General features: G+C 60.5%; 18 protein-coding genes. 12 read left to right on the top strand and 6 right to left on the bottom strand.

The genetic code is table 11. The features are described 5' to 3' along the window. Positions 1 to 23 precede the first annotated feature (23 nt). Positions 24 to 2,285, bottom strand: coding sequence for a helix-turn-helix domain-containing protein (locus tag EXY20_RS03630; protein WP_135547778.1), 2,262 nt, complete (start codon positions 2,283 to 2,285; stop codon positions 24 to 26). A 190-nt stretch (positions 2,286 to 2,475) separates the two neighbouring features. On the opposite strand from EXY20_RS03630, the gene EXY20_RS03625 reads away from it, so the two are divergent. The 10 genes from EXY20_RS03625 to EXY20_RS03580 all read left to right on the top strand — a co-directional run bounded on the left by EXY20_RS03625 (position 2,476) and on the right by EXY20_RS03580 (position 18,466). Continuing rightward, positions 2,476 to 3,984, top strand: a complete 1,509-nt coding sequence (locus EXY20_RS03625; protein ID WP_135547776.1) for an extracellular solute-binding protein — start codon at positions 2,476 to 2,478, stop codon at positions 3,982 to 3,984. Positions 3,985 to 4,076: 92 nt separating this feature from the next. Next, positions 4,077 to 5,375, top strand: coding sequence for a Gfo/Idh/MocA family protein (locus tag EXY20_RS03620; RefSeq protein WP_135547773.1), 1,299 nt, complete (start codon positions 4,077 to 4,079; stop codon positions 5,373 to 5,375). Positions 5,376 to 5,506: 131 nt separating this feature from the next. Then, positions 5,507 to 7,195 carry an extracellular solute-binding protein gene (locus tag EXY20_RS03615; protein WP_167858962.1) on the top strand — a complete coding sequence of 563 codons (1,689 nt, stop codon included), beginning with the start codon at positions 5,507 to 5,509 and terminating at the stop codon, positions 7,193 to 7,195. Positions 7,196 to 7,303: 108 nt separating this feature from the next. Continuing rightward, positions 7,304 to 8,155, top strand: coding sequence for an ABC transporter permease (locus tag EXY20_RS03610; protein ID WP_235885340.1), 852 nt, complete (start codon positions 7,304 to 7,306; stop codon positions 8,153 to 8,155). 66 nt (positions 8,156 to 8,221) lie between these two features. Further along, a complete protein-coding gene (locus EXY20_RS03605; protein ID WP_235885339.1) occupies positions 8,222 to 9,103 on the top strand; it encodes a carbohydrate ABC transporter permease in 882 nt (293 codons plus the stop codon). Between the two features lie 59 nt (positions 9,104 to 9,162). Further along, complete coding sequence (locus EXY20_RS03600) at positions 9,163 to 13,593, top strand: carbohydrate binding domain-containing protein (RefSeq protein ID WP_135547769.1); 4,431 nt, start codon at positions 9,163 to 9,165, stop codon at positions 13,591 to 13,593. A 43-nt stretch (positions 13,594 to 13,636) separates the two neighbouring features. Continuing rightward, positions 13,637 to 14,470, top strand: a complete 834-nt coding sequence (locus tag EXY20_RS03595) for a phytanoyl-CoA dioxygenase family protein (RefSeq protein ID WP_135547767.1) — start codon at positions 13,637 to 13,639, stop codon at positions 14,468 to 14,470. A 64-nt stretch (positions 14,471 to 14,534) separates the two neighbouring features. Then, the gene (locus EXY20_RS03590; RefSeq protein ID WP_135547765.1) at positions 14,535 to 16,415 is read left to right on the top strand and encodes a hypothetical protein; all 1,881 of its coding nucleotides are present in this window, start codon (positions 14,535 to 14,537) and stop codon (positions 16,413 to 16,415) included. Beyond that, positions 16,412 to 17,647 carry a Gfo/Idh/MocA family protein gene (locus EXY20_RS03585; RefSeq protein WP_235885338.1) on the top strand — a complete coding sequence of 412 codons (1,236 nt, stop codon included), beginning with the start codon at positions 16,412 to 16,414 and terminating at the stop codon, positions 17,645 to 17,647. Before EXY20_RS03590 ends, EXY20_RS03585 begins: the two co-directional genes overlap by 4 nt. A 540-nt stretch (positions 17,648 to 18,187) precedes the next feature. Continuing rightward, positions 18,188 to 18,466 carry a YqkE family protein gene (locus tag EXY20_RS03580; RefSeq protein WP_135547763.1) on the top strand — a complete coding sequence of 93 codons (279 nt, stop codon included), beginning with the start codon at positions 18,188 to 18,190 and terminating at the stop codon, positions 18,464 to 18,466. 59 nt (positions 18,467 to 18,525) lie between these two features. Here EXY20_RS03580 and EXY20_RS03575 read toward each other — a convergent pair whose 3' ends face one another. Then, on the bottom strand, positions 18,526 to 19,773 hold the full coding sequence (locus tag EXY20_RS03575) for an S-layer homology domain-containing protein (RefSeq protein WP_135547761.1): 1,248 nt from the start codon (positions 19,771 to 19,773) through the stop codon (positions 18,526 to 18,528). 200 nt (positions 19,774 to 19,973) lie between these two features. Between EXY20_RS03575 and EXY20_RS40225 the strand changes: the two genes are divergently transcribed. Then, positions 19,974 to 20,108 carry a hypothetical protein gene (locus EXY20_RS40225; RefSeq protein WP_268965920.1) on the top strand — a complete coding sequence of 45 codons (135 nt, stop codon included), beginning with the start codon at positions 19,974 to 19,976 and terminating at the stop codon, positions 20,106 to 20,108. 58 nt (positions 20,109 to 20,166) lie between these two features. Here EXY20_RS40225 and EXY20_RS03570 read toward each other — a convergent pair whose 3' ends face one another. Then, entirely contained in the window at positions 20,167 to 20,835 is a 669-nt protein-coding gene (locus tag EXY20_RS03570; RefSeq protein ID WP_167858961.1) for a TetR/AcrR family transcriptional regulator, read from the bottom strand. 152 nt (positions 20,836 to 20,987) lie between these two features. Between EXY20_RS03570 and EXY20_RS03565 the strand changes: the two genes are divergently transcribed. Beyond that, positions 20,988 to 22,508 (top strand): DHA2 family efflux MFS transporter permease subunit, encoded by a 1,521-nt coding sequence (locus tag EXY20_RS03565; protein WP_207671217.1) that lies wholly within the window; start codon positions 20,988 to 20,990, stop codon positions 22,506 to 22,508. A gap of 58 nt (positions 22,509 to 22,566) precedes the next feature. Here the strand turns inward: EXY20_RS03565 and EXY20_RS03560 are convergent, their stop codons facing one another. From EXY20_RS03560 to EXY20_RS03550, 3 genes are all read right to left on the bottom strand, one after another. Then, on the bottom strand, positions 22,567 to 23,628 hold the full coding sequence (locus EXY20_RS03560; protein ID WP_167858960.1) for a stalk domain-containing protein: 1,062 nt from the start codon (positions 23,626 to 23,628) through the stop codon (positions 22,567 to 22,569). Between the two features lie 89 nt (positions 23,629 to 23,717). Further along, positions 23,718 to 25,271, bottom strand: coding sequence for a copper amine oxidase N-terminal domain-containing protein (locus tag EXY20_RS03555; protein ID WP_135547755.1), 1,554 nt, complete (start codon positions 25,269 to 25,271; stop codon positions 23,718 to 23,720). A 59-nt stretch (positions 25,272 to 25,330) separates the two neighbouring features. Beyond that, the gene (locus EXY20_RS03550) at positions 25,331 to 26,068 is read right to left on the bottom strand and encodes a superoxide dismutase family protein (RefSeq protein ID WP_135547753.1); all 738 of its coding nucleotides are present in this window, start codon (positions 26,066 to 26,068) and stop codon (positions 25,331 to 25,333) included. Positions 26,069 to 26,262 lie beyond the last annotated feature (194 nt).

Below are 26,262 nucleotides of genomic sequence, written 5' to 3'. Positions count from 1 at the left end.
CATCGCACGCAAGCGGCGGGCGCTCAGCTTTCGCTCGTCATCAGCGTGCGCCGGTATTCGTTCGGCGTCAGCCCGCTGACGCTTTTGAACATGCGAATGAACGAATTGACGTTCAGGTAGCCGACTTCCGCGGCGATTGCCTTGATCTGCACATCCTTGTGCCGGAGCAGCTCCTTGGCCCGGCTGATGCGCACGCCGTTCAAGTAGTCGGAAAACGTCGTCCCCGTCTTCTCGCGGAAATAAGTCGACAAGTAAGCCCGCGACAGGTTCAGCTTCTCCGCCACCAGCTCCACGGTCAATTCCTCGCCGTAATGGTTGTCCAAATAGTTCATGACAAAATCGCTGATCGGATCGTGCGCCGCCTTCCTGTCTAGGATCAGCCGGATCGCTTCGCTTACGATCTGTTCGAAAAACGCGTCGAAGTGCTCCCGGCTCGTGCAGGAGCGGATATGCTCGTAAGGCGACCTGGCGTCGAATAGCGCGCCGATGTCGAGATTGTTCGCAAGCAGCGCCTTGGTAACGATGGTGACGACTTCCTTGGCCAGACGCTCGTATTCGCGTGCGCCGGCTTCCCTGGCGTCCAGTTGGTTCTGCAGGCGGCGAATCAGTTCGTTCGCTTTGGCCGGTTGGCCCGCTTGCAGCGCCGCCAGCAGCTCCTGCTCCCGCGAGGCGGTAAACGCCAGCTCGATCCGCTCTTCCTTCGGCTCCGTAATGATCTGGGTCGCTTCGTTCAACAGCCGCTGACGCGTCAGCGCAACCGCTTGCTCGTAAGCGGCGGCAAGCGCCGCCGAATCGCGCCGCTCCGGCATGACGGCGATCGTCAGGAAACAAAACTCCCGGTCGCGGTCGAGCACTTCCTTCAGCAACTGCAGCTGCTTGAGCAGCTCCGGCGCGGGCACGTCCGCAAAGACGAGCGACAGAATCTGGTCCTTCTCCATCTGCAGCGTCACCGAACCGGCGAACGGCTCGGCGATATGGCGGTCGATGTATTCTTTGATGTAATAAGCCGCCTTGCCTTGTTCCTCCGCCGTCAGCGTATGGAATTTGCGGGCGAAAACGATCTGGAACACGATCAAATAAAACGGGGCGTCCGTTTTTATCAAGTCGTGCAGGTCGTTTTTCTGGTAGATGCGTTTGATTTTGTTGATGTAGCCGTAATTTTGCAGCAACCGGTTTTTGGCGTGCAGGTCGTTCTGGTAGGCATCGTTCGTTTCGATCATATGCGAAATGTTGTCGCTGATCCAGTCGAACTCGTGGATGTTGCTCGGCGCCGGCTTCGGCTGCTGCGGATTGGCGCGCTGCATGGCCGCAATCATGTTGCGGATCGGACGGTTGAACTTGAAGCTGAGCCGCACGGAGATAAGCGCGCCGATGACGACGGCCGCACACAGCAAGCCGATCAGCAGCCAATTCAGCCGGGACACCTGGGACGCGATCGCCACGTTCGGTATGACGTTGACGTAGATTAGCCCCGCTTCGCCCTTCTGGTAAAAATAATAATCGTTGTGCCGCGTCACGAAGCCGGCATCCGCCGGGAAGATCAGATCGGCCGGAACGGCGCCGCGGTCCGGGAACGACCGGAACAGCGTGCGGCCGTCCGCGTCGAGAATATAGAAGGCGTCTTTCCCGGAGTAATGAAACGCCTGGAACAGCTTGTCGGCGCCCAGCAGCGCGATGATCGACAAGTCGGGATTGAATTTGTTTTTGATCACGACCGGAAGCAGCGTCCCTTTGGGAACCTCGGTGTTGTCGTAACGGATCTCCTTGAAGGCCGATGCGGGAAAAATGCGGAACGAATACGACTCCGACAGCTGCTTGTTCCAGAAAGCCAAATCGTAGTCCGGGCTGACGTAATATTTGCCGAACATGTCTTCGGGGCTGCCGGTTCCATCCTTCTCCAGGACGTAGGAGCTGCCGCCGGAATAAAAAATAATGTTGTCCAGATACAGCATCGGATTGGACAGCAGCGTGTTCATTTCCGTCCGGAACTGATCGATCGTGCTCGACTTGTAGACGTTGCCGGCATTGCGGAAGGCGCCCATGCGGTCGTTGAAGTAAAAGCGCAAAATGACGCTTTCGACCAGCTGGAAATGGTTGTCGTAATTGTGGGCGGTATTGTTCAGGTTCAGCCGGTTGTGGCGGATGATCTCCTGCTGCACGTTCGTCTTGAAGAAAGCGAACGACAGCACGTTAAAGGAAAGCAGCAGCGCGATAATCGATAGAAAACCGAGCAGCAGCTTGGTGAACAGCGAATTCCAGCGTAAAGGAAGCTTCATCGTCTTCATCAGTCACTCCTTGAACGAACGAGGCGCCGCATACCGAATATGCGATTGGTTCGTTTCTATTCATCTTGTCATAAGCGAACGAATCGACGACATTCCGACACAATCGGGATGGACAAAACCGCGGGGTTGCAAGTAATTTTATTGTAAACACAAATCGATTTTGCTGACAACACGGAAATGAGGGGACGCCATGAACGGCAGGCACCGGGGGCTAACGATCGTTCTCCTGTTTGCGCTTGCGGCGGCGCTGGCCGGCTGCGGGGCGTCGCGCGACGACGGGACGAACGTTGCTGCCGCTCCGCGCACGACAATCTCGATGCTGCTCGGCGAAAATCAAAACTGGCCGTATCGCGCCGATTGGCCGGTGTGGAAGATGATCGAGCAGGCGACCGGAGTGTCGCTTGCGATCAAGTCGCAGCCGGACGTGCTGAATTATTCGGGCGTGCTGAACGCGACGATTGCTTCGGGCAACATGCCGGACTTGCTATGGATCAACTCCGTGACGATGGCGAACATGTACGGCCAGCAAGGCGCGCTGGCCAACATTCTCGACTATGCGGAGACGATGCCGAATTTGCGCAAATGGCTGGCCCGTTACCCGGACATCAAACAGCGTTACTTGTCCGCCGACGACAAAATGTATTTGTTCCCGAACCAAGGCTACGGCGAAACGAACCGGATCAGCTGGATGTACCGGGAGGACGTGTTCCGCGAGCACGGCCTTGCCGTTCCGGCCACTTACGACGAGCTGTACGAAACGGCCAAACAGCTGAAGCGGCTGTATCCGGACAGCTACCCGATTTTGTCGCCGAACGACAGTTATGTGCCGTTCTCGGCCGTCAATTTCGGCACATACGACGATATGTACTATGACGAGAAGAAGGCGGAGTGGCGGTACGGGCCGATTGAAGACAACTTCTACAAGCTGCTGCAATTTTGGCACCGGTGTTATGCGGAGGGGCTGATCCCGCCGGACTGGATGACGATCAAGAGCAAACAGTTCGGCCAGATGATCGCCGGGAACAAGGTGTTCGTCACGCTGTACTACCCGGTCATGGACTATTACAACATTCCGCTGCGCAAGGACAATCCCGCCTTTACGCTGCTGTTCATGCCGCCGCCGGCCGGGCTGCCGGGAGGCGCGCAGGTGAATCCGAACCTGCATTACGTCGAATACGGGATGAGCGCCGCCGTCAATTCGCCGCATCTGGCGGCGGTGATGAAGTACATGGATTTTTTCTATTCCGAGGAAGGCCGGCGGCTGTCGAGCTGGGGAGTCGAAGGCGTCACCTACAAGGTCGACAACGGCAAAAAATCGTTCATCGGCGGCTACCAGGAAGTAGCCGACATGATTAACAAAACCGGGCTCGGCACGCACGGTACGTACACGTGGATCGACTTCGACGCGCACATGTCGCTGATGGCGAAGGAAGCGCAGGACGCTTACCGCGAGGCGCGCAAATACGACTCCCCGCTGCAGCCGAGACCGGCGTTCAACGTGAACGAAATGGACGTATTTACGACCGTCGGGCAAGAGATCGACAAGCTCAAGCTGGCCAATATCCGCAAGTTCATTTCCGGCGAACGAAGCCTCGGCGAGTGGGACCAATTTGTCGAGGAGGTGCGCAATCTCGGATTGGAGCGGCTGGAGCGCATCTACCGCGACGCGTATGCGCGCTCGCTGCAGGCGAAGCCGTAGGGGACGACCGCTGCCGTCCCTCCTCTTGCGGGCGGCGCGGTATCCCGTTAAAAGAAATCGATTACTATATTCGCTGGAGGGACATACGCACGATGAAAACGATCAAAACGGCCGTTATCGGCGCCGGAGGCCGCGGCAGCCTGTATGCCGGCTATGCGCTGCACTACCCGCACGAGATGGAGATTACGGCCGTGGCAGAACCGAACCCGGCGCGCCGGGAAGCGTTCCGCCAGCGGCACGGGCTTGCGCCGCAGGCGTGTTACGCGGATTGGCGCGACTTGCTCGCCGGGCCGCGATGCGCCGACGCGCTGCTGGTTTGCACGCAGGATACGATGCATTACGAGCCGACGATCCGTGCGCTGGAAGCGGGTTACCACGTGCTGCTCGAAAAGCCGATGTCGACCGTGCCGGCCGAATGCGTCGACATGGGCGAGCGGGCGAAGCGGCACGGCGCCGTGTTTGCGATTTGCCACGTGCTGCGGTATACCGTCTTTTTTGCGACGCTCAAGCGGCTGCTGGACGAAGGGCGAATCGGGCAGCTGGTGACGATCCAGCACAACGAAAACGTCTCGTATTGGCATCAGGCGCACAGCTACGTGCGCGGCAACTGGCGCAACGCGGCGCAGTCGAGCCCGATGATCGTGGCCAAATGCTGCCACGACATGGACGCGCTGCTGTGGCTGGCCGGCGCCGATTGCGAGCTGGTGTCGTCGTTCGGCTCGCTCGCCCACTTCCGGCCGGAGCAGGCGCCGGCCGGGGCGACGGCCCGCTGTCTGGACGGCTGCGCGGCCGCCGACGAATGCGCTTACTACGCGCCCCGGCATTATTTGACCGCCAACGTCGGCTGGCCGACTGCGGCGATCAGCGACGACCCGAGCTACGAAGCCAGGCTTCGCGCGCTGCGGGAAGGGCCGTACGGGCGCTGCGTGTACGCCTGCGACAACGACGTCGTCGACCACCAGGTCGCCTCGCTGCAGTTCGCGAACGGGGTGACGGCGGCGTTTACGATGAGCGCGTTTACATACGACAACGACCGCACGATCAAGCTGATGGGGACGAAGGGCGAAATTCGCGGCGCGATGGGCAAGGGCGAGCTCGAAATCGTCGAGTTCGCCACCGGCCACAGGCAGACGATCGCGCTGCGCGTCCCCGACAACGGCCAGGCAGGGCATGGCGGCGGCGACTTCGTTCTGATGGCCGATTTTCTGCGGCAGGTGCGAGAGCGCGTCGCCCGGCAGGAGCGCGGCGAAAGCGGCGGAAGCGCCGCCGGCGGCGGGCAAGGCGGACGGACGTCGGCGGACAAGTCGGTGCAAGGCCATCTGATGGCGTTTGCCGCAGAACGGTCCCGGCTCGAAAACCGGGTGGTGCGGCTGGAGGAGTTTTATAAGTAATCGATTACCGTAACGGAAAGGCGGTGATGCCGCCGCAAACGGCGGAAGGCAAGCAATCGGCAACCTGTAAAACCAGGAGTACCGGCATTTCCCGATCGCATTTCTACCGAACAAGAGGAGGTCAACCAAACATGAACACCGTCAAACCGTGGGCCGGCAAGTCGGCCGCCGTGCTGCTCGTTTCGGCGCTTGCGCTTGCCGCCTGCAGCAAGGAAGAGAAACCGTCGGCCGCAAGCGTATCGCCCGCCGCAAGCCCGTCCGGCGCCGCCGCGTCGCCGGGAACATCGGCGAAGCCTTCGGCTGCGGCCGCGCAGGACTACACCTTGCCGATCGTCAAGGACGGCTCGGTGCAGCTCAGCTTCGCGATGAACGACAACTACTACGCGCCGAAGAGCTTCACCCAAAGCTTGCCCGTCTGGGATGAAATCGAAAAACGAACCGGCGTCCGCATCAAGTGGGACGTCACGCCCCAGGCGCAGTACGCCCAGGTCATGAAAGTCCGGCTCGCCGCCGCCAAAGATTTGCCCGACATCTTCACGATTCCCGAGCCGAACCCGATCCGGCTGGCGAACGAGGGGCTGATTATCCCGCTCGACGACCTGATCGCCAAGTATGCGCCGAACATCCGCAAGCTGCTGGCCGATTTCCCCGAGCTGCGGCGCGCGATGCAGTCGGCGGACGGCAAAATTTACGCGCTGTCGAACGTCGTCACCGGGATCGCCGAGAACGAGCCGTACGGGCTGATGGTGCGCCAGGACTGGCTGAAGAAACTGAACCTGCAGGAGCCGCGCACGCTCGACGATTGGTACAACGTGCTGAAGGCGTTCAAGGAGAAGGACCCGAACGGCAACGGCAAGCCGGACGAAATTCCGCTGTCGCCGCAGAACGGCATCGGCGGGGTCGGCATTTTCGGCAGCGCGCTCGGGCTGCATCTGCTGTACAGCGAAGGCTACTATCCGGACGCGAACGGCAAGGTGCAGTATCAATGGATGGACGAAAAGGCGCACCAGCTGATCGTCTGGCTGAACAAGCTGTACAAGGACGGACTGATCAACCCGCAATTCATGCGTCCGGACGCAGAAGGGTTCGCAAAAATCAACGCGCGCAACCTCGTCGGCACAACCGACTACTTCTTCGGCAACCAGCCGACGTTTAATGCGGCGCTGAAGGAAGCGGGAGTGGCCGATCCCGACTGGCAATCGACGCTGCCGCCTGCGGGCGACGGGCAGAAAGGCTTCTACGAAATGGTCGGACCGACTTCCGGTTGGTACGGCATTTCGAAGGACAGCAAAAACCCGGAAGTGGCGATCAAGTGGCTCGACTACATCTACGCCAGCGAAGAAGGCAACCGGCTCGTTGCGCTCGGCATCGAAGGCAAAAGCTATTCGATCGTAAACGGGCAGCCGGAGTTTACCGAATGGGCGCTGAAGAACCCCGACGGGCTGACATTCGCCAACGCGCTTCGTTCGCTGGGCGCCATTCCGCCGACGCTGTGGGCGCGCACGGGCTCGGGACCGCTGTCGATTTCGCCGAAGCTGACGCAGAAGCTGTCGCCGGAGCTGTTCCGGCAGTCGGAGCGGACGAAGCCGTTCATGGTGCCGTCCTTCAGCTACATGTCGACGCTGCCGTCCGCCAGCGAAGCGGAGGAGACGGCGCAATTGCTCGCCGACATCAACACGTACCGCGACGAAACGCTGCTGAAATTCATCACCGGCCAGACGCCGATCGATTGGAACAAGTTCACGTCGACGTTGAAATCGATGGGCATAGACAAGGTGCTGAAGAACAAGCAGAACCAATACGACCGGGCGCAAAAATAAACCGGCCATGAAGCGGCGGGGCGACGGACCGCGTCCCGCCGCACAACGAAAGGGGCGATCCGGATCTTATCCCATCTGCGCCGAGACTATCAGCTGCTGCTGATTATTTTGCCGGTCATCGTTTATTTTGCCGTGTTCCATTACGTGCCGATGTACGGCGTGCTGATCGCCTTCAAGAAGTTTCAGGCGCTGAAAGGCATCGTCGGCAGCCCGTGGGTCGGCTTCGACAACTTCCGGCACTTTTTCGAATCGGTTTATTTTGGCCGCGTGATCAAGAACACGGTGCTGCTCAGCCTGTATTCGCTCCTCTGGGGGTTTCCGGCGCCGATCGCGTTTGCGCTGCTGCTGAACGAGCTGCGCGAGCGCTTCTTCAAGCGGTTCGTCCAGACGGTCAGCTATTTGCCGCATTTTATTTCGCTTGTCGTCGTCGCCGGCATGATCGTCACGTTCACGTCGCCGATCGACGGCGTCATTAACGCGTTCCTGCAATGGATCGGCGAGAAGCCGGTCAATTTCCTGAACGAACCCGGCTGGTTCCGCACCGTCTACATCGTCTCCGGCGTCTGGCAGGATTTCGGCTGGGGCTCAATCATTTATTTGGCCGCCCTCGCCGGCATCAATCCGCAGCTGTATGAAGCGGCCGAGGTGGACGGCGCAAGGCGCTGGCACAAGATGCGCTACATCACGCTGCCGGGGCTGCTGCCGACGATCGTCATTTTGTTCATTCTGCAGGTCGGCCATCTGATGGACGTCGGATACGAAAAAATATTGCTGCTCTACAGCCCGGCCACTTACGAAACGGCGGACGTGATCGGCACGTTCGTGTACCGCAGCGGCATCGTCGGCTCGCAGTTCAGCTATGCGGCGGCGGTCGGCCTGTTCAACAACGCGATCAACGTCGTGCTGCTGGTGACGGTGAACCGCATCAGCCGCAAGCTGACGGATACGTCCCTCTGGTAGTGCGGCCGACGCGGGAAACACGGACGAACGAGGCGATACGAAAACCGCGAGGGGAGACGCAAACAAGTGACGGCAATCCGCAAAACAACGGGAGAACGCACCGTCGATTGGCTGATTGCGGCCGGCATGTGGGTGGTGGTCGCGATTACGCTGTACCCGTTCCTGTATGTGCTGAGCATGTCGATCAGCAACCCGGTCTATGTGATCGACGGTTCGGTGTGGCTGTACCCGAAAGGGTTTTCGCTCCGGGCGTACGACACCATCTTCGATAACCCGGATATGTGGCGGTCGTACGGGAATACGATTTTTTACACGGTCGCCGGCACTTCGATCAATATTGCGATGACCGTGCTGGCGGCTTATCCGCTGGCGCGCAGGCACTTTTTTCTGCGCAAGCCGATAATGGTGTTCATCGTCGTGACGATGTTTTTCGGCGGCGGCCTCATTCCGGCGTTTCTGCTTATGCAGGAGCTCGGGCTGTACAACACCCGCTGGGCGATGCTGATGCCGGGAGCGGCGAGCGCGTTTCTGATCATCGTCTCGCGCACGTTTTTCCAGGACATCCCGGAAAGCCTGCACGAATCGGCCAAGCTGGACGGCGCCGGCGAATTTGCGATCCTGCTGCGGATCGTGCTGCCGCTGTCGATGCCGATCGTGGCGGTGCTGGCGCTGTTCTACGCCGTTGGGCACTGGAACAGCTTCTTCCCGGCGATGATGTATTTGCCCGACCCGCGGCTGCAGCCGCTGTCGATTTATTTGATCAAGGTCATCATCCAAAATTCGGACGTGGCGCTGAAGGATATGATCGATCAGCACGACCGCTCCATGATATCCGTTCAGCTCAAGTACGCGATGATTATCGTCACGATTGCGCCGATTCTGATGATTTACCCGTTTTTGCAAAAGTATTTTGTCAAAGGCGTCATGATCGGATCGTTGAAGGAGTGACGGGATCGGCTTCCGTCGCGGAATCGAATGCGGGGAATCGAGTCGTGAGGAGGATATTTATGCGAGGGATCAATCAGTTTCGCTCCCAGGTGGCTTTGATGTTGGTCGTATGTTTGACGGTTGCGCTGGCGGCGGCCGGGTTCGGGCCGACGCGGCCCGCTTATGCGGACCCCGTGCCGCCGGATGCCGTGCCGGCGGTCGTTTACGCCCATCCGAGCGTGTATGACGGCGGCAAAATCGCGATCGTCGGCGCGGTTTACGCGGCGACGGATGTCAGCGTGACGTTCGGCACATACGTGTATACGGCTTCGTCGACGCCGGACGCCGTGCGGCTGAACGCGGACGGCAGCTTCGTCTTCGCCCCGGAAGCGCCGTATCCGGCCGGGGTGTACAGCTATGAAGTGACAGCCGCGAACGGCGCGCAGTCGTCGGCGCCGGAGACGGGGACGGTTGAAGTTGCCGGGGGCGGCAGCGGCGCAAACGCGCTGCTGAATGCCGGCTTCGAGACGGAGGCGGGCGGCGGCGCGGCAGGCTGGGCGCCGTATGGCGGCGCCTGGGGCGGCACGGTCGAGCGCAGCGCGCAAGCGGCCCGGTCGGGGCAATACGGCGTCACGATCGCGACAGGCTCCGCAACCGCGAACCCTTGGGTGAAGCAGTCGGTTGCGGGTATCGAGGAAGGTGCGACGTACGAATTTTCCGTCTGGATCAAGCGGGTCGGCGCCACGACCGGAAGCCCGGGCTTTAAAGTCGAGTTTTACACGGCGCAGACGCCGAGCGCGGAGACATGGATTACCGGCGACTACGCTTACAAGCTGAAACCGGACAGCTTGACCGGCGACTGGCAGCAGGTCGTCTACCGGATCAGGGCGCCGGCCGAGGCGCAGTCGGCGGAGCTGTTCGTGCGGCTGTACGGCGCGGGCGCCGTCGCTTACGACGACGCGGAGACACGGTTGGTGCGGGCAGCGAATCCGCTGCTTGCGCTTGCGCCGGATCAGGTGTTCTACGAGAGCGAAGCGGCGGCAGGCACGGTCGATGTGGCCGTTAATGCTCCCGGCGGCGATTATGCGGGCCGTACGGTCGATCTGTGGATTTACGACCCGGAAGGCGGCCAGACGCTGCTTGAGAAAACGGGCATGCCGGCGGCGGCGCAGTTATCGGCGGCGTTTGCGCCGGGCGGGATGACGCTGCACAGCCCGTACCGCGTCAAGGCGGTGCTGCGCGATGCGGCGGACAATGTGCTCGCTGCGGCGACGACCGACATTTACCGCTGGGAGCGGCCGACGATGCTGGCCGAGGACGGCACGCTGCAGGTGGACGGCGAGCCGTTCTACCCGGTCTTCATGTATCACGTGCCGAAGTCCTCTTATCCGCTGATGAGCCAAATCGGCGTCAACGCCGTTCAGGGCGACTGGACGCGTTCGCTGCCCGAGCTGGGCAGCCAGCTCGACCAGGCGCAGGCGAACGGCCTGAAGGTGCTGGTGACGTTGTATGTCGACGGGTATGTCAAAGAAAACTTCGCTTATACGGAGCAGGCCGTCGAGGCTTATCGCGACCACCCGGCCGTGCTGGGCTGGTATGTGATCGACGAGCCGAACGAGCGGGGCATCGATCCGCAGGAGCTGACGGACGCTTACAAGCTGATCCGTTCGATCGACCCGGCGCATCCCGTCTTCATCATGGAGAGCCGGGCGGAGCATTACGCCGATACGGGCAAAGTCGTCGACGCGCTCGGCATCGACGTGTATCCGCTGCCGGACGAGCCGCTGTCCGCCATCGGCCCGGCCATGGCGGCGGCGAACGCTGCCGTCGGCGGCAAGAAGCCGGTGTGGGAAGCGCTGCAGGCGTTCCAGATGCCGAGCAATCCGCGCTGGACGTATTTGCCGACTATCGGCGAAATCCGCAACATGGCGTACCAGTCGCTGCTCGCCGGCGGCCGAGGGCTCGGCTACTATTCGTTCAGCGATCCGGGCTGGCTGATGAGCGGCTCCGCGCTTTGGCCGGGCATGGTCCGGTTCGGCGAGGAGTACGGCGTTGTCGCCGAGCTGGCGACGACCGCCGAGCGTGTCGGCGGCGCGGATGGCGAAGCGGTGCGCTGGGGGCTGTGGCATAGCGGCGACGGCGACGCGTATTACGCGGTGGCCGTGAACGTGACGAAGCAGCGGCAGACGGCCGTGATCGCGCTGCCGTTCGCCGGCTACCGCGCCGAGCTGCTGTACGGCGACGACAGCGGCGATACGGCGGCGCATGTCGGCGGGCTGGACGATACGCTGCCGGTTGCGTTGGGCGCGGAGGAGGCGTTCGTCTACCGGATCGTGCCGCTGTCGTCCGACGCGGAAGCGGCGCGGGCGGCGGTCGCCGATGCGGTGTATACGATTGCGTCTGCCCATTGGCAGGAGCAAACGGCCCTGATCGCTCAGCAACTGGGCGCGGTGCGGGACTGGCTTGCAGCGGCAACGCCGCCGGCGCAATCGGATCTCGCGTTTGCGGCGAGCGCCGGGCAGCTGCACGAACTGGCCGCACTGCGAGCGTGGGTCGACGGCCAGAGCGACGCGGCGCTGGCGTACAAGCGCAGCGAGCTGCTGGCCGTCATCGACGACGCGGCGGGCAAGCTGCGTACGATCGTGCAGTCGTTGATCCGCCAGGCGATCGAGGTGGAGAATGGCACTGTCGTTGCGGATGCGGCGAACGAGCTGACCGTGCGGCTGACGAGCACCACGAACGTCGATGCGGAGCAGGTGCGCCTGACGGTAACGTACCCCGCGGCGTTCGGGCTGCCGCCGGCGGAGGCGGCGATCGGCACGCTGCAGGGCGTGACCGAAAGTGTGTACTCGCTGTCGTTTAGCTTGCCGTATGGCGTGGCGCCGGGTGCGTATCCGCTGCAGGTGCAAGCCGATTTCGATTACGACGGCTCCAGCTTCAGCGCAACGAGCGAACAGCCGATCGTCGTCGTCGGCAAAGTCGACGCTGTGCTGACGCCGGGGTACGCGACGGTGGCGCCGGGCGACGACGTGCCGTTTGCTGTCGAGCTGCGCAACAATTCAGCGTCTTCGGCGGCCATCGTGTGGCAGACGTCGCTGCCGGACGGGTTCACTGTCGAACTTGCTTCGCCGGTGACGCTTGCCGCCGGCGAACGCCGGACGGTGCAAGGCACGGTGTACGTTGCGGCAAACGCAACCGGCGACGTTTACGCGCTGGCCATCCGGCCGATCGTCGACGGCACGCCGTACGATGCGCTGCCGTTTGGCATCGCCGTCGACAACGGCGCCGTCGCCAATCCCGGCTTCGAGACGGCCGCAGCGGGCGGCGCCGGTCCGGCCGGGTGGAATTTGCGCGCCGGGCTGTGGGAAGGGCAGGCGCAGTATGTGCACAGCGGCAGCCGTTCGGCGCGCATCCGGCCCGATGCGGCCAACGCGTGGAACGTGATCGACTCCGCTTCGATTGCGGTGACGCCGGGCCATCGCTACACGATGTCGGGCTGGGTCCGCAATTTGGCGACGGCGGGCAAGGTCGATCTGGGCGTAAGGCTGATCGACGGCGCGGGAGCGACGATCCGCTACGACTGGCAGCCGGTGGCCGGCGACTCCGGCTGGACGCGGTACGAGCTGACGTTTACGGCGCCGGCGGGCGCCGCGAATGCGCAACTCTTTTTCAAAATGGATCAGCAGGCGAACGGGGTTGCATTCCTTGACGATGTGTACCTGAAGGAGCGGGACATCAAGCTTTGTGCAGCGCTTGCCCCCGATCGGGTAACGGTGCGGCCGGGCGGCGACGGCCAGACGTTCGGCGTGCAGCTGACGAATTTATCCGACGCACCGATCGCCGTCGATTTGCCGGTTACGGCGCCCGCGGGCTTTACCGTCCAGCTTGACGCCGCCGTTGCGCTCGCCGCTAACGAGCAGCGCACGGTAACCGGCACGGTGTACGCCGCAGCGACCGTCACCGACGGCGTGTACGCGGTGACGATCCGGCCGCAGCTTGGGTCCGTCGACATCTACGACGCGCTGACGCTGGCCGTTGCGACCAACAGCAACATGGCGCCGAATCCCGGCTTTGAAACCGCCGCAACGGGCGGCGGCAAACCGGCCGGATGGAACTTGCGCGCCGGACTGTGGGAAGGGCAGGCGCAGTATGTGCACAGCGGCAGCCGTTCGGCGCGCATCCGGCCAGATGCGGGCAACGCATGGAACGTGATCGACTCCGATTCGATCGCTGTGGTCCCGGGGCACGTCTACGAGCTGAGCGGCTGGGTGCGCAACTTGTCGACGACCGGCGCGGTGCATCTCGGCGTGCGGCTGATCGACGGCGCCGGCTCCACGATCGTTTACCAGTGGCAGCAAACGGCCAACAATTCAGGCTGGACGAAATACACACAGACCTTTACAGCGCCGGCGAATGCCGCAAATGCGCAAATATTTTTCAAAACGGATCAGTCCACGAACGGAGTGGCATTTCTGGACGATCTGTTTCTGAAAGAAACGAGCGGGCCGTAAGCCGTCTTTTCAAACCACCGAACAAGGAGCGATCGCTGCCGCCATGAAACTGTCAGCAGAAGAACGGGCGACCTGCCGGCTGCAGCCGGACCGTTATGCATCCGCTTTGGAACAGATCCGCACGAACGGCTATGTCGTGCTGGAGCAAGCGCTGGCCGCAGCGACATTGGAGCGTGTCCGCACGTCGTTCGAGCCGCTGTTCGCCGACTACATTGCCCGCAAAGGCTATAACACGGGGACGAACCGGGCGCAGATGCATTTGCCGTTTGCGGCACCCTTCATCGACGAAGCCGTTATCGCGCATCCGCTCGTCATTCCGATCGTCGACAAGCTGCTCGGCAGCGACTGTCGCTGCGTCTATCTGGCGTCGGATACGCCGATGCCGGGATCGGACTACCAGCGCGTGCACAGCGACAACGATCCGCTGTTTGCGGATTTGTCCGTGGCGCTGCCGGCTTACTGTCTGGTCGTCAACATCCCGCTGGTCGACACTACGGAAGAGAACGGGCCGCTGGAAGTATGGCCGGGCACACACTTGCTGCCGGACCGGGAAAATCACAACGCGATTTACGACACCGTCAATCCGCACATCGACATCAACCGGGCGGCGCAGTCGCTGCCTTCCGTTCGCGTCCTGATGCCCGCCGGCTCGATAGTGATCCGCGACGTCCGGATGTGGCATCGCGGCACGCCGAACCGGTCAAACGCCGCCCGTACGAACGTGGCGCTCATCTACAGCCGCAGCTGGTTCGGTTACGGCTCGCGCATCTCCATCCCGCAGATGACGTACGACGGGCTGTCCGCCAAAGCGCGGCAGCTGTTCCGGTACGAAAAGCTCGGCCAGCCGGCGATGATGCCGTGGGAATGGAGCAAATGAGCAATGAGCCCGCTGCGGGCCAGCCAAACGATACGGCGCTTATGCCGGGGAGGAAACGCACACCATGACGAATCCGCATCATACGATCGAAATCGGCGCGGAGAGCGGGCCGGTCGCATCGGCAGCGCTGCTTGGCTTCAATCTGGAGATGGTGTTCGGGACGACCGGCGCCATGCTGTCCGACCGGCTCGACAACCCGAAGTTTTGCGGCCCTGCCGACGCCCAGACGGGCATTGCCCCGGGCTGGACGTCATATGGCATCCATATGTCGGTCCAGTGCAAGCTGATTGCCGGGCTTGGCCTGACGGGCGCCGAATGCCAAATGATTCACAATTACACCGGGGCGTTATCCGGCGGCATCGTGCAGAAGGGCATCACGGTCAAAGCGGGGGAGGAACTGGAGCTTGAGCTGTGGGCGATGGTGCGCCACCAACCGGCGACGCTGTCGATTATGCTGCGGCCGGCGGCGGCACGCGAGCCGGATTACGGGAAAGTGGAGCTGACGATTGACGCCGCTTACTGGAAGCGGTATACGGCGACATTCCGCGCGCCCGCCGACGATCGCGACGCGGTGCTGATGATTTTGCTGCCGAAGACGGGTACGGTGATGATCGACCAGGCGCATCTGCGCCCGGTTGGCGAGCCGCATCTGTCCGCGGAGACGCTCGAGCGCATTCGTTCGCTGCGGCTGTCGACGCTGCGGTTTCCGGGCGGCTGCGCTTCGACGAACTATCGCTGGAAGTTCGGCACCGGCCCCGCATACCTGCGCCCTTCGCTGCCCGATCCGGTCGGCAAGGCGCGCGCGGACTACGATTTCGGCACGGACGAATATTTGGCGATGTGCGGCGAAATGGGCATCCAGCCGTTCCTGACCGTTAACATCGGCAGCGGCACGCCGGAAGAAGCGGGCGAACTGGCGGCATATTGCGCCGAATGGTACGGCAGCAGGGGGAGGGAAGCGCCCGTCATTTATTTCCACATGGGCAACGAGCATTACGGCGCATGGGAAATCTCCCATATGACGGCGCCGATGTACGTGCAGGCGCTGCGGGAGTATGTCCCGCGGATCCGGGCGAGCTACCCGCGGGCGCGGATCGTTGCGCTCGGCGAGCCGCTTAGCATGGGCATCGCCGGGCAGCCGGGCACGCCGCTGCGGGAGACGCTGCTGGCGGAAGCGTTGGGGCTGTTCGACGTGCTGTCGCTCAACCGCTACAAAGGCCAGTGGTACGACAACCCGCACGAGCAGATGCTTAACGTCGTGCAGAGTGTCGACAAAGTGATGGACGATTTGACCGCGATGATAGGCGACTGCCGCAAAAACGGTTCGGCGGCGACTGTCGCGCTGACCGAATGGAACTACTGGATGCGGGCGACGACGTGGGACGGCTCGTTCTACGAGCCCGACGACGCGCAGCACGCGCTGTTCTACGCCGGCATGATCCATGCGATGGCGCGGCAGGCTCCCGACGTGGAGGCGGCGACGTTCTACCATCTGCTGAACCCGATGGGCATCGTCCGCAACGAACGCGGCCATGTATACGAAACGTCGCAGGCAGCCTTATACCGGCTGTACCGGCCGGCCTTTCCGGGAGCGGTCGTGCCGGTGCGCGTCGTTGCCGGCGAACTGGCCGACGGTTATCCGCAGCTGGACGTCCTTGCGCTGCGCACGCCGGACAGCCTGTGGCTGTTCGTCGGCAACCGCTCGCACGAGCGGCCGGCCGAAGTCGCCTTGGTGGGAGCCGTATTGGCGGGGCTTCGGCTCGACTCGGCGACTGTGCTGGCGGCGGCGCACTATCAGGCGCCGCTGCGTGAGGCGGAGCCGGAGTTGGACGCGGACGCGGGCACGGCGGGCGGGAAGCTGCGGCTCCCGCCGCTCGCGATCGCGCGGCTGCGCTATCGCGTTCCCGCTCCGGGCGACGGCGCGGTGGAAGGGACGCGGCCATGACCATCCGTGCCTCCATGAAAAAAATTGCCCTGGTCGGCGCTGGAGCAAGAGCGCTGCATATGTTTGCCAAGCCGTTCGCGGAGGATTTGCGCGGATTGGTTGCGCCCGTCGGCGTATACGACAGCAATCTCGTGCGCGCCCGGCTGCTGGGCGAAGCGTACGGCATCCCGGTCTATGACGATTTCCGGCGCATGCTCCGCGAGGCCAAGCCGGATACGGTGCTCGTGGCGAGTACGGATGCCACGCACCATACGTATTTGATCGCGGGGATGGAAGCGGGCTGCGACGTCATTTCCGAGAAGCCGATGACGATTGACGCCGGCAAGTGCAGGGCGATTCTGGAAACCGAGGAGCGGACCGGACGATCGGTAACCGTGACGTTCAATATGCGGTTTATGCCGTATTTTGCCCGGGTGAAGGAGCTGCTGCGCGACGGAGCCGTCGGCGACATTTCCCATATCGCTCTCGAATGGTTTCTCGACCGGCAGCACGGAGCCGACTATTTCCGCCGTTGGCATGCGCAGCTCGCCAACAGCGGCGGCCTGCTCGTACACAAGTCGACGCATCACTTCGATATCGTCAACTGGTGGCTGGGCAGCGAGCCGCGCGACGTGCATGCGTTCGGCGACCGCCGCTTCTACGGGCCGACCCGCGAGGAGCGGGGGGAGCGCTGTCTGACATGCGCATACGACCGCACGTGCGAATTGTATTGGGACGGCTCGTTGGATGACTTTGTGCGCCGCTACTATTTGCAGGCGGAGGGGGAGGATGGCTATATCCGCGACCGTTGCGTGTTCGGCGAGCATATCGACATCCACGATACGATGTCGGTGAACGTCAGGTACGCAAGCGGCGCGCTGCTGACCTATTCGCTGGTCGCCTACAGCCCGGTCGAAGGCTGGAAAGCAACCGTTACCGGCAGCAAAGGGCGGATGGAGCTCGCCAATTTGTATCGCGGCCCGCAAGCCGAGCTGGCGGCGGAGGCAAACCACACGATTCGCATCGTCAAATCGGACGGCGCAATCGAGCTTGTGGATGTGCCCGTCGTTGCGGGCGGCCATGGCGGCGGCGACGAACGACTGCGCCGGATGCTGTTTGTCGGCGACGTGGAGGACACGCTCGGCCAGCAGGCCGGCAGCCGGGCGGGCGCGATGTCGCTGCTGATCGGCGACGCGGCCAATCGATCGATCGCGGCGGGCGGCGTCGTATCGATCGCCGAGTTGCTGCGTTAGCGTCGAAGGATGCCCGCGAGCCTGGCAACGACGGGAGAGAGGGTTTGCCGTCGGCCCTCGCTCCTTCTCCTCACTTCATCGATCGGATGGGGGGCCGTTGCGGCGAAAATAGCCAGTGAAATCATGGCCTATTTCAACCAAAATGGCCAGTCTCATGAAAATAGCCAGTGATTTCACTGGCTATTTGTCTGGCCAGAGCGATTTTGGGGCTGTTTGGCCGAAATAACCAGTGTTTTCACTGGCTAATTCGGACGAACCGAGTAAAAAGGGGCGGATAGGCCATTTTTTATGGCCTATTTTGAGGGCAGGGCGTGACGCCTGCTCGTTGCAGCTCGGCCGCAGTTTTTCTGAGCATTGCGCATATAGGCACATCGCTCAGAAAAACGAGCGCCGCGAAACCATTGCTCGGAAATCGCCTAACATTTACCATCCGAATGCATTGTTACCTTCGCAATTCCGCCTCTGCCGCCGCGTGTGTGCGAGCCGAAGCCGCCCGCTTGTGCTATAATAGCGGCATTACGCAGCAACGAGGTGAGACGGATGTCCCCGAAAAAACACCGCCCGTCATCGACGCGCACGCACGCCCGCGAGCCGGAGCGACCGGAGCAGGTCCCGATGCTGAAAGATTTGCTGCGCCCCGAGGTCGTCAGCAAGCTGAAGGCGCAGGCGGACGAGATGAAAGCGGCGGAAGAGCAGCGCAAGGAACGGGCGCGGCAGGAAGCCGAAGAGCGGCGAAAGGCGGAGCAGAAGCGGCTGGAAAACGATTTTGAATATTTGTTAAACAACAGCAGCATCGATTGGAAGCAGGCGAAAAAATAGCCCGCGCCAACGAAAGCGCCCGCGAAGCTTAATCGCTTCGCGGGCGCTTTCCGTTTCGTTCATTTGCGCAGGATCGAAAACACGACCGTTTGCCCGTCCGGCTGTACGCTCGTTTCCACGGCGTAATCGCCGATGGTCAGCGTAGCGTTCTCCACCGGCTTGCCGGCGGCAATCAGCCCGCATATATTCGCGAACGCGTTGTAGAACGTATCCGCATTGTAGCCGAAGATGAAGTCGGTGAACTTGCGGATGCTTTCGGTATTGCGTGCCAGCACGCCATCCTGCAGGCGGATCGTGACGCCGTACGTGTTGAACTTCGGATCGAGCCACAGCGTCGTTTCGTTGGCGAACCGCTCCGCGTCGGTGCCGCCTTTCAGCGCCGCGGCTTTGGCGTCGGCATCCTTGAACAGGCGCAGCGTCGTTTCCTCCAGGTCGTAGTTCGTGCCGCGGAGCTTGCCGGCTTCCTCCATGACCCCGTAGGCGTCCATCATCGCGCGGTCGGGGAAAACAAGCTTCTTGTAGCTGCCGTCCCTTGTCGGCACTACCTTGACGTACGTATTGTCGCCGCCCTGCGCGTCGACCCGCGCGCTCTTCACCGTCAGCCGCTCGAGAATGCGCAGCGCCTCAGCCCGCGTTACGTAACGACCGACGCCGAAGTAACCGTTCGGATAACCTTCCATAATTCCTTTGGCTGTCGCTTCGGCGATAAACTTCTGCTGCCGCGCGGTTGCGCTCTGGAAATCGCCGAACGCCGATGCCAGCGAACGGCTGTACGTTTCGTCCTCGACATATTCCGTTTCCCTGATCGTATAGTAAAGAATCTCGGCGACGTCCTCGCGCTTCAGGCTCGCTTTGTAATCCGCGAACTGGCTTTTGCCGATCAGGTTCAGATCACCCGCCAAATCGATGTATGGCTTGGCCCAGTAGCCGACTGTATTCGGCCGGAACGTAAAATCGCGGTAATCCTGCTGGATCACCCGCTGGCCGGCGGGGCTCAGGCGCGACAGGAACGAGCTCGTCCAGCTTCGCTCTCCGTTCGGGTACAGCTCGGAGAAGGAAAGCAGCAATATTTTGATAAACTGGTCGGCCGTTACGGTGTCGTCGGGACGGAACGTACCGTCCGGGAAGCCGTCGAGCAGCCCTTGCGCCGCGAGTTTCCCGATCGTTTGTTCGGCCCAGTGGCCGCGAATGTCGCTGAAGACGGCGGTTCCCGCGGCAGCCGCCTGGACGGAAGCAGCGGGTGAGGCGAATGGAAGCAGGCAGCTTACAACGAGCAGTGCGGCAATGATTGTTCGAATAGGTCTCATGTTGGTGGTCTCCGCTTCTATGTAGAGGTACGGACGCGGCTGAAATACCGCGCCAGTACTAAGGATAAGCGTTCCGCGGCAGTTTGGGAACGGCCCGCAAGCCTATAGCGCGCGCCGGCGAAGGACTAGTCTCGCTGGGACTATAGCAGCAGTCATAATCGGGCGGCGGCGGGAGCATCCTATAGACGGAGGTGAAGGAAGTGGAGAACAAGAAGCCGCCCGCATTCCGGACGAACAAATTCGCCAAGAAGGACATGGACACGCTGAAGGCGAACAAGTCGGCGCCTTATCCGCCCAGCCTGAACAAAATACCGAAGCAGGACAACCCGCAGTAACCGACAGGCGCATTCGGACTTCCGTCCGGGGCGCTTGTTTTTGCTTAAGGGATGGCTTCTATTTGGCGCTGCGCAGCGCGTCGATGAACAGTCGGCGCAGGCCGGCGGTATAACGGTCCTTGTCGTAGCCCAGCGTATCGCGATAGTACATATAATTCTCCGGCGCGAGCGTCGACAGCAGGGCGGATATTGTCAGCGGAACGTCGCACGGCACGGCCTCGCCCTGGTCAACCGCACGCTGCAGCATGGACGACAGCAGCGCATGCAGCTTCTGCGCGATCGGCTGCTTGTGCGGCAGGAAGCTCTTCTTGCCGGCGTATTGCTGGCTGATGGCCGCGAACAGCGCCGTCTTGCCGTCGACGTAATCGATGATGCGTTCGATCGTCTCCTCCAGCTGCGCCAGCGGGGTTGCCGCCGTTGCGGAGACGTTGTCGAGACTGTCGAGAAATTGGCCGGTCGTCGATTTCAACATGTCGGTGCACACTTCGCCGACGTGAGCGTAGCGGCGGTACAAGGTGCCTTGTCCGATTCCGGCGGTCTGGGCGATCTGGTACATCGTAATCGAATCGATGCCGTGTTCGTTCAGCAGCTCGCGAGTGGCGGAATGAATGCGCCGACGGTATTCCTCGTCGCGCATCTCGCGCTTGCCGCAGGCCGCGATTGCATCGCAGCGGAGCAAATCCGGAAAAGACGGCGCGTTCGGATGGTTGTCTGACGGCGATTGCATAATAACGGCCCCTTTCGCTGGAACATTCACAAAATAATTATTTGACATTGCGGACAATTGTCCGTAATGTATTAGTATCGATTGCCGGACAATTGTCCTGGATAAGATCATTATACCATGTTCCGCGGAGCATGCGAAGGAGGAACCGACATATGGCGCAAGCTCCAACTGCCGCGCTCGGCCAGCAGCAGCCGGAATTCCGGATGGCTAGCATTCTGGTGCCGCTCATCGCCATCATTTCCGGCGTCTTTATGGTCATTCTCGATACCACGGCGATGAATGTCGCGTTATCGAAGCTCGTGGTCGACTTCAACGCCACCTTGCCGACACTGCAATGGGCGGTAACCGGCTATATGCTGGCGACAGCGGCAGTCATTCCGCTGGCCGGCTGGTTGTCCGACCGGTTCGGCGCGAAGAACGTCTTTTTGACTTCCGTTATTTTGTTCACGATCGGTTCGGTTCTATGCGCAACGCCGAACAGCGCTCACTGGCTGATCATTTTCCGCGTCATCCAAGGCTTGGGCGGCGGCTTCGTCATGCCTGTGGCGATGGCATACGTGTACCGGCTGAGCCCGCCGAACAAGATCGGGCAAGTGATGGGCATGCTCGGCATCCCGATCCTGTTCGCGCCGGCGATCGGTCCGATCGTATCCGGCTGGCTGGTCGAGTACCATTCGTGGCGCTGGATTTTTCTGATCAACATCCCGGTCGGCATTTTCAGCGTTATCGTCGGGATGAGCAAGCTGCCGAAGGTCGGCAAGCAGAAGGTAGCGGGCTTCGACCTGCCCGGCATGATTTTCGGTCCGCTCGCGTTTGCGGCGCTGGCGTATGGCGTCAGCGAAGGCGCAAGCAGCTGGACGTCAGGCAAAACGTTCACCGGTCTCATCGTCGGCGGCGTGTCGATGATTATTTTCATCATCGTCGAGCTGCGGGCGCGCATTCCGCTGCTGGAGCTGCGCGTGTTCCGCTCGGTCGACTTCAGCTTCGGCATCGTCGTGCAGTGGATCGTGCAGTTCGCGCTGTTCGGCGCCATCTTCCTGCTGCCGCAGTTTCTGCAGCAAGCGCGCGGCTTCGGCGCATTCGATACGGGCTTGACCCTGTTCCCGCAGGCGCTTGCGTCGGCATGCATGATGCCGATCGGCGGCTACTTGTTCGACCGCATCGGCGTACGCTGGCTGGTCGTCATCGGGCTAAGCCTCGTCTCGGGCGCAATCTTCCAATATTCGCATGTCGATTTGACGACGGGACGGACGGATTTGCTGCTGCCGCTTATCATGGCCGGCGGCGGCATGGGCCTGATGATGATGCCGCTCAACTCGCATCTGATCAACAAAGCGCCGCGGGAGCTGGTCAGCCGCGTCACATCGCTGACAAGCGCGATGCAGCAGGTCATCAACTCGCTGGCGATCGCAACGCTCGTGACGATTCTGACGACGCACATGACGACGCTCGTGACCGACGCGCAAGCCGCGGGCGGCGAGAAAGCCGACATGAAGCAGATTATGCTGGAGATGGCGCCCAAGGCGTTCGACTACACGTTCCGCGTCATGCTCGGCGTAGCGCTGTTCGGCATTGTGCTCGGGCTGCTCCTGCGGCGCGGCGCCAAGCCGTCAGGCGACACCGTTCCCGCGGCCAAACCGGATACGGCACTGGAAGGCATGCATATGGGGTAAACAAAACGAAGGCACCGATCGGAGGATCGGTGCCTTTCACTTTCATCTATTCGCCCAACTACGGAAAAACAAGCTTAATCGCTACCCGCTTCGTTGTGCCGACGACGGCGCTGAAATCGGAGGTGACGATGGAAGCGCCATATTGATTGGTATCGAATTTCGATACGAGCATCGGAACGGGATTCATCCCGTCCGGCACCCATCTGGCGCTGATCTCGTACTTGGCGATCGGCACCGACTGCAGACCCGGCCCGTCCGGCGAAAAAGTCGTCGTCTCCCGGATCAATTTCCCTTCGCTGCCGTCAATCAATCGCGACACGGGGATCAACGTCAGTTCCACTTCATCGAGCGAAAACCCAGGCCATTTTTCTTCATCCGGATAGTTGTATTGGATAATGACCATCCCGTTGATATCATCCCAGACAAAATCCCGCACAGCCCCTTTATTCCCCCCAAACGGCCGATCCGTAACGGAAGTCAATTTAAATTTTTGTACGGTTCCTTCGAATTTATGCTCATAATAACTGATCATGTTCCATGTGGTATTGATGGGCGGCAAATCGATCTGATAGTACCCCTCCTCGTCGGTGATCGCCTCTTGATAACTGTCGCGGGCCAATTGGTTATCCGCAATGATTTCGACGCCTTCAAGGGGCATGCCTTGTCTGTCCGTTACCCGACCCTTCACGACAAACGGTTCTGCGGACAGCTCCTTCGGCGGCGTGGCGGGACCGGGGCTCGTTGGACCGTTGCCGGTTGTATGGACCGATGCGATGCTGCGAGCGGCGTCAAAATCGACTTCCGCACCAAGCGACTCCGATACGAAACGAAGCGGAACATACGTCGTTCCTTCTATAAGCATCGGGGGAACGTCGAGCGCAAGGGTGCGATTATTCACGCGAGCAGAGACGTCGCCAATGGCAAGATTGACCGTAGTGGTGCCTTTCGTAGCCGTAACGGACTGTTTCTCCTGATTCCAAATGACTTCGGACTGCAGTTTTTCAAAGATGGCCCGCATCGGCACCATCGTTCGGCTTTCCACCAGAAGGCCGACGGCATCCAGCTTGCTGCCGTCTATTTCAACGCCGATCTCCTTATAGCCGTTAGCCCGTGCATGCATGCTCGCAACGCCGGAGATCAAGACCGCGAATAACAGGATCAGCATCTTTTTCAGGGTCAATTCCCTCCTTATCGTCCCTCTTGTCGCGTTCATTGCAGCATGCCAATGTCTTGCGCGTTGTTGCGGAACGTATTGCCTGCCAAATAATCGGTTGCTGCTTGGGAATGGATAAAGACGCCGTATTCTTTACTGTTTTCAATGGTGGCGTTCGTCAGGATCGGCCCTAAATCTTCCGGCAACGCGATTCCCTTAATGGCATCCTTGATGAGGACATGATCAAGCTTGAAATCTTTGCCGACATAAGGACCCGCTTCGATGCCGTCCCAGCTTCCGGGGCGTTCCAACTGGGAACTGAAGGTTATCGGTTGATCTTTCGTGCCTTTGGCGATTAAGCCGCCTCGATCGTAGTTGCCCGCCGCCAAACCGGTTAATTTTTCCCATATCGTTTCCGTACCGGGTGCAATCGTCAAGACAGGACTGGATGGGCCGTCAATATAGACGGTGATCTTGGCTTGATACGGGATACTCAATTTGTTCCAGGTCGTATTGGTATTGATCGTTGTCGACGACATGGAGGCTGCAATCAATACGACATCGAGGTCGTTTCCCTTATAGTCGCCATCGGGCAATTTATCCGTTCCGAGCGCGGCAGTTACGATTGGCGCCCCGCCGCCGTCAGGGGACGTCTTCGTACCTGTTATCGTCAGGTTTTTGCTTTGGGAAGACAAGCGGGTATTATCCGTCAATTCAATGCCTGCGAAAGCATTATGCTTCAATTGCGTATCGCGCATAGTCAGCTCAACGGGCGAGGTTCCCGCCATAACCGTGACGGCGCCATTGGATCCCCCGGCATACTCGATCCGGGCAAAGTCGATGGAAGCGCGGCCTTTTACCGTTTGTCCGTAGAAGTGAATGCCTTTCCAAAAGCCGGGCTGCGCCCCTGCCGTATCCGCAGTCAGGACGACGCGATTTTTCTCCGTTCCTTCGATCAAGAGCCCGCCGGGAGCATTGAGCCCCACAAGAATGCCCGCTCCGTTCTCAAAGCGCACGACCGCACCCGCGTCGATGACAAGATTCGGGCTATCCTTGCCTTCCACATAGAAGTCTTCCTTTACAAAGTGAGGACTTCCGCATACTCCCCATGTTTCACCGCCAGGCTTGATATTGCCGCTGTGCACCTGGCCTCCGGGCAAGTTGCAGCTGCCGTCTGTCGTCACGATGGCCGTGTTGGTCGCTGCGTCGAAGTCAACGGCAGCGCCAAGAGCCTCGGAGACGAATCGCAATGGCACAAAGGTGCTTCCATTGACCAACAACGGCGGCACATCCAGCGTCGACGTGCGATCGTCGATCGTTGCTTCGACGTTATCGATTTGCAAATGAACGACGGTCGACCCTTTTACCGCGGTAATCGATCTCGTGGTTGGCTCCCATTCCAGCGTTGCGCTGAGCCGCTCAAAAATAGCGCGTAGGGGCACCATCGTTCTTCCATCGATCAAATAAGCTTCCACCTCCAGCTTGCTGCCGTTGACCGTCACGGCGACAGACTTTTGGATCTCGCCTGCCGCCGAGGCCGCACCGGCGGGCATGACGCTAACGGAGGCCAATAACAACGCCAACAATAAATGAAACATCCTCAATTTCATGTTCCTTCCTCCTGTTTTCCTTTTGTCACCACATCAGAATGGATAAAATAGAGGTTTTCTCATTTCGCCAATTCAACAATACTTGCGCCTGCAATTCGATCCCCGGAATTTCCGGACGGATCCGTTACCCCATCATCCTCCTTTGCATGGACGATCAAGGCTTTTCCCCATACCGAGTTGTCTTTCCCTTTCTCGAGCGTAACGCCTTCAAGATGCATATGGGCTTTCACTGTGCCATCCGCTGCGATCTCCAGATTTTGCAAATCACCCATGTGATGTCCTTCCGTACTGTGAAGCCCGTGCTTTTTGCCTAGCGGATTGAAGTGTCCTCCCGCTGTTGCGAAGTCGTTTCCTGCGATGGGATTCTGATGCAGATGGAAGCCATGCTTGCCAGGCGTTAGCCCGGATGCTTCGACATCGATGTTCACGCCATTCACGCCCTGCGAAAGTGCCGCTTGACCGATTACGCTACCCTTCGCGTCTTTGATGTCGACCGTTACCGCGCCAATCGATACCGTTTTCGTAATGCCGTCCCACTCCACAGGCATCTTCAGCATTTCGCCCACTTTGCGAACCGGCACGTATGTCGTCCCTTCGTAGATGATGGATTCCGGGACTATCGTTCCGTTATTGTTGTACATGCCGTCCTGTGAGGTACGATCATCTCCCGCGACGATAAATCGCAGCTTTTCGAATCCAACGGAGATTTTTTCCGGCTGCGCCATTGCAACCCCCGTAAAACATAGGGATCCGAATAAAACCGCTCCCGCTAAATAGTTCAAGCCTAACCGCTTCATGTTCAATTGCCTTCTCCCTCCATTCATTCAAGCCTTTCGGAATTAACGTTACAGGAAGGAAATGAATTTCTGATCGAGAGGATGTCAATAAAATACGAAGATCCTGCGGGTCTTTCTTTTCGTCTTCGCAAAATCTTCGCATTTTGATCGCATGCCTTTGATGATTTTCCACTATATTGTATGTAAAGCCTATT

Origin of the sequence: Paenibacillus cymbidii (assembly GCF_004764705.1) — a bacterium.
GTDB classification, from domain to species: domain Bacteria; phylum Bacillota; class Bacilli; order Paenibacillales; family NBRC-103111; genus Paenibacillus_AN; species Paenibacillus_AN cymbidii.
The sequence above is the reverse complement of the archived record's forward strand: the minus strand, read 5'-3'. Positions and strand labels throughout refer to the sequence as shown.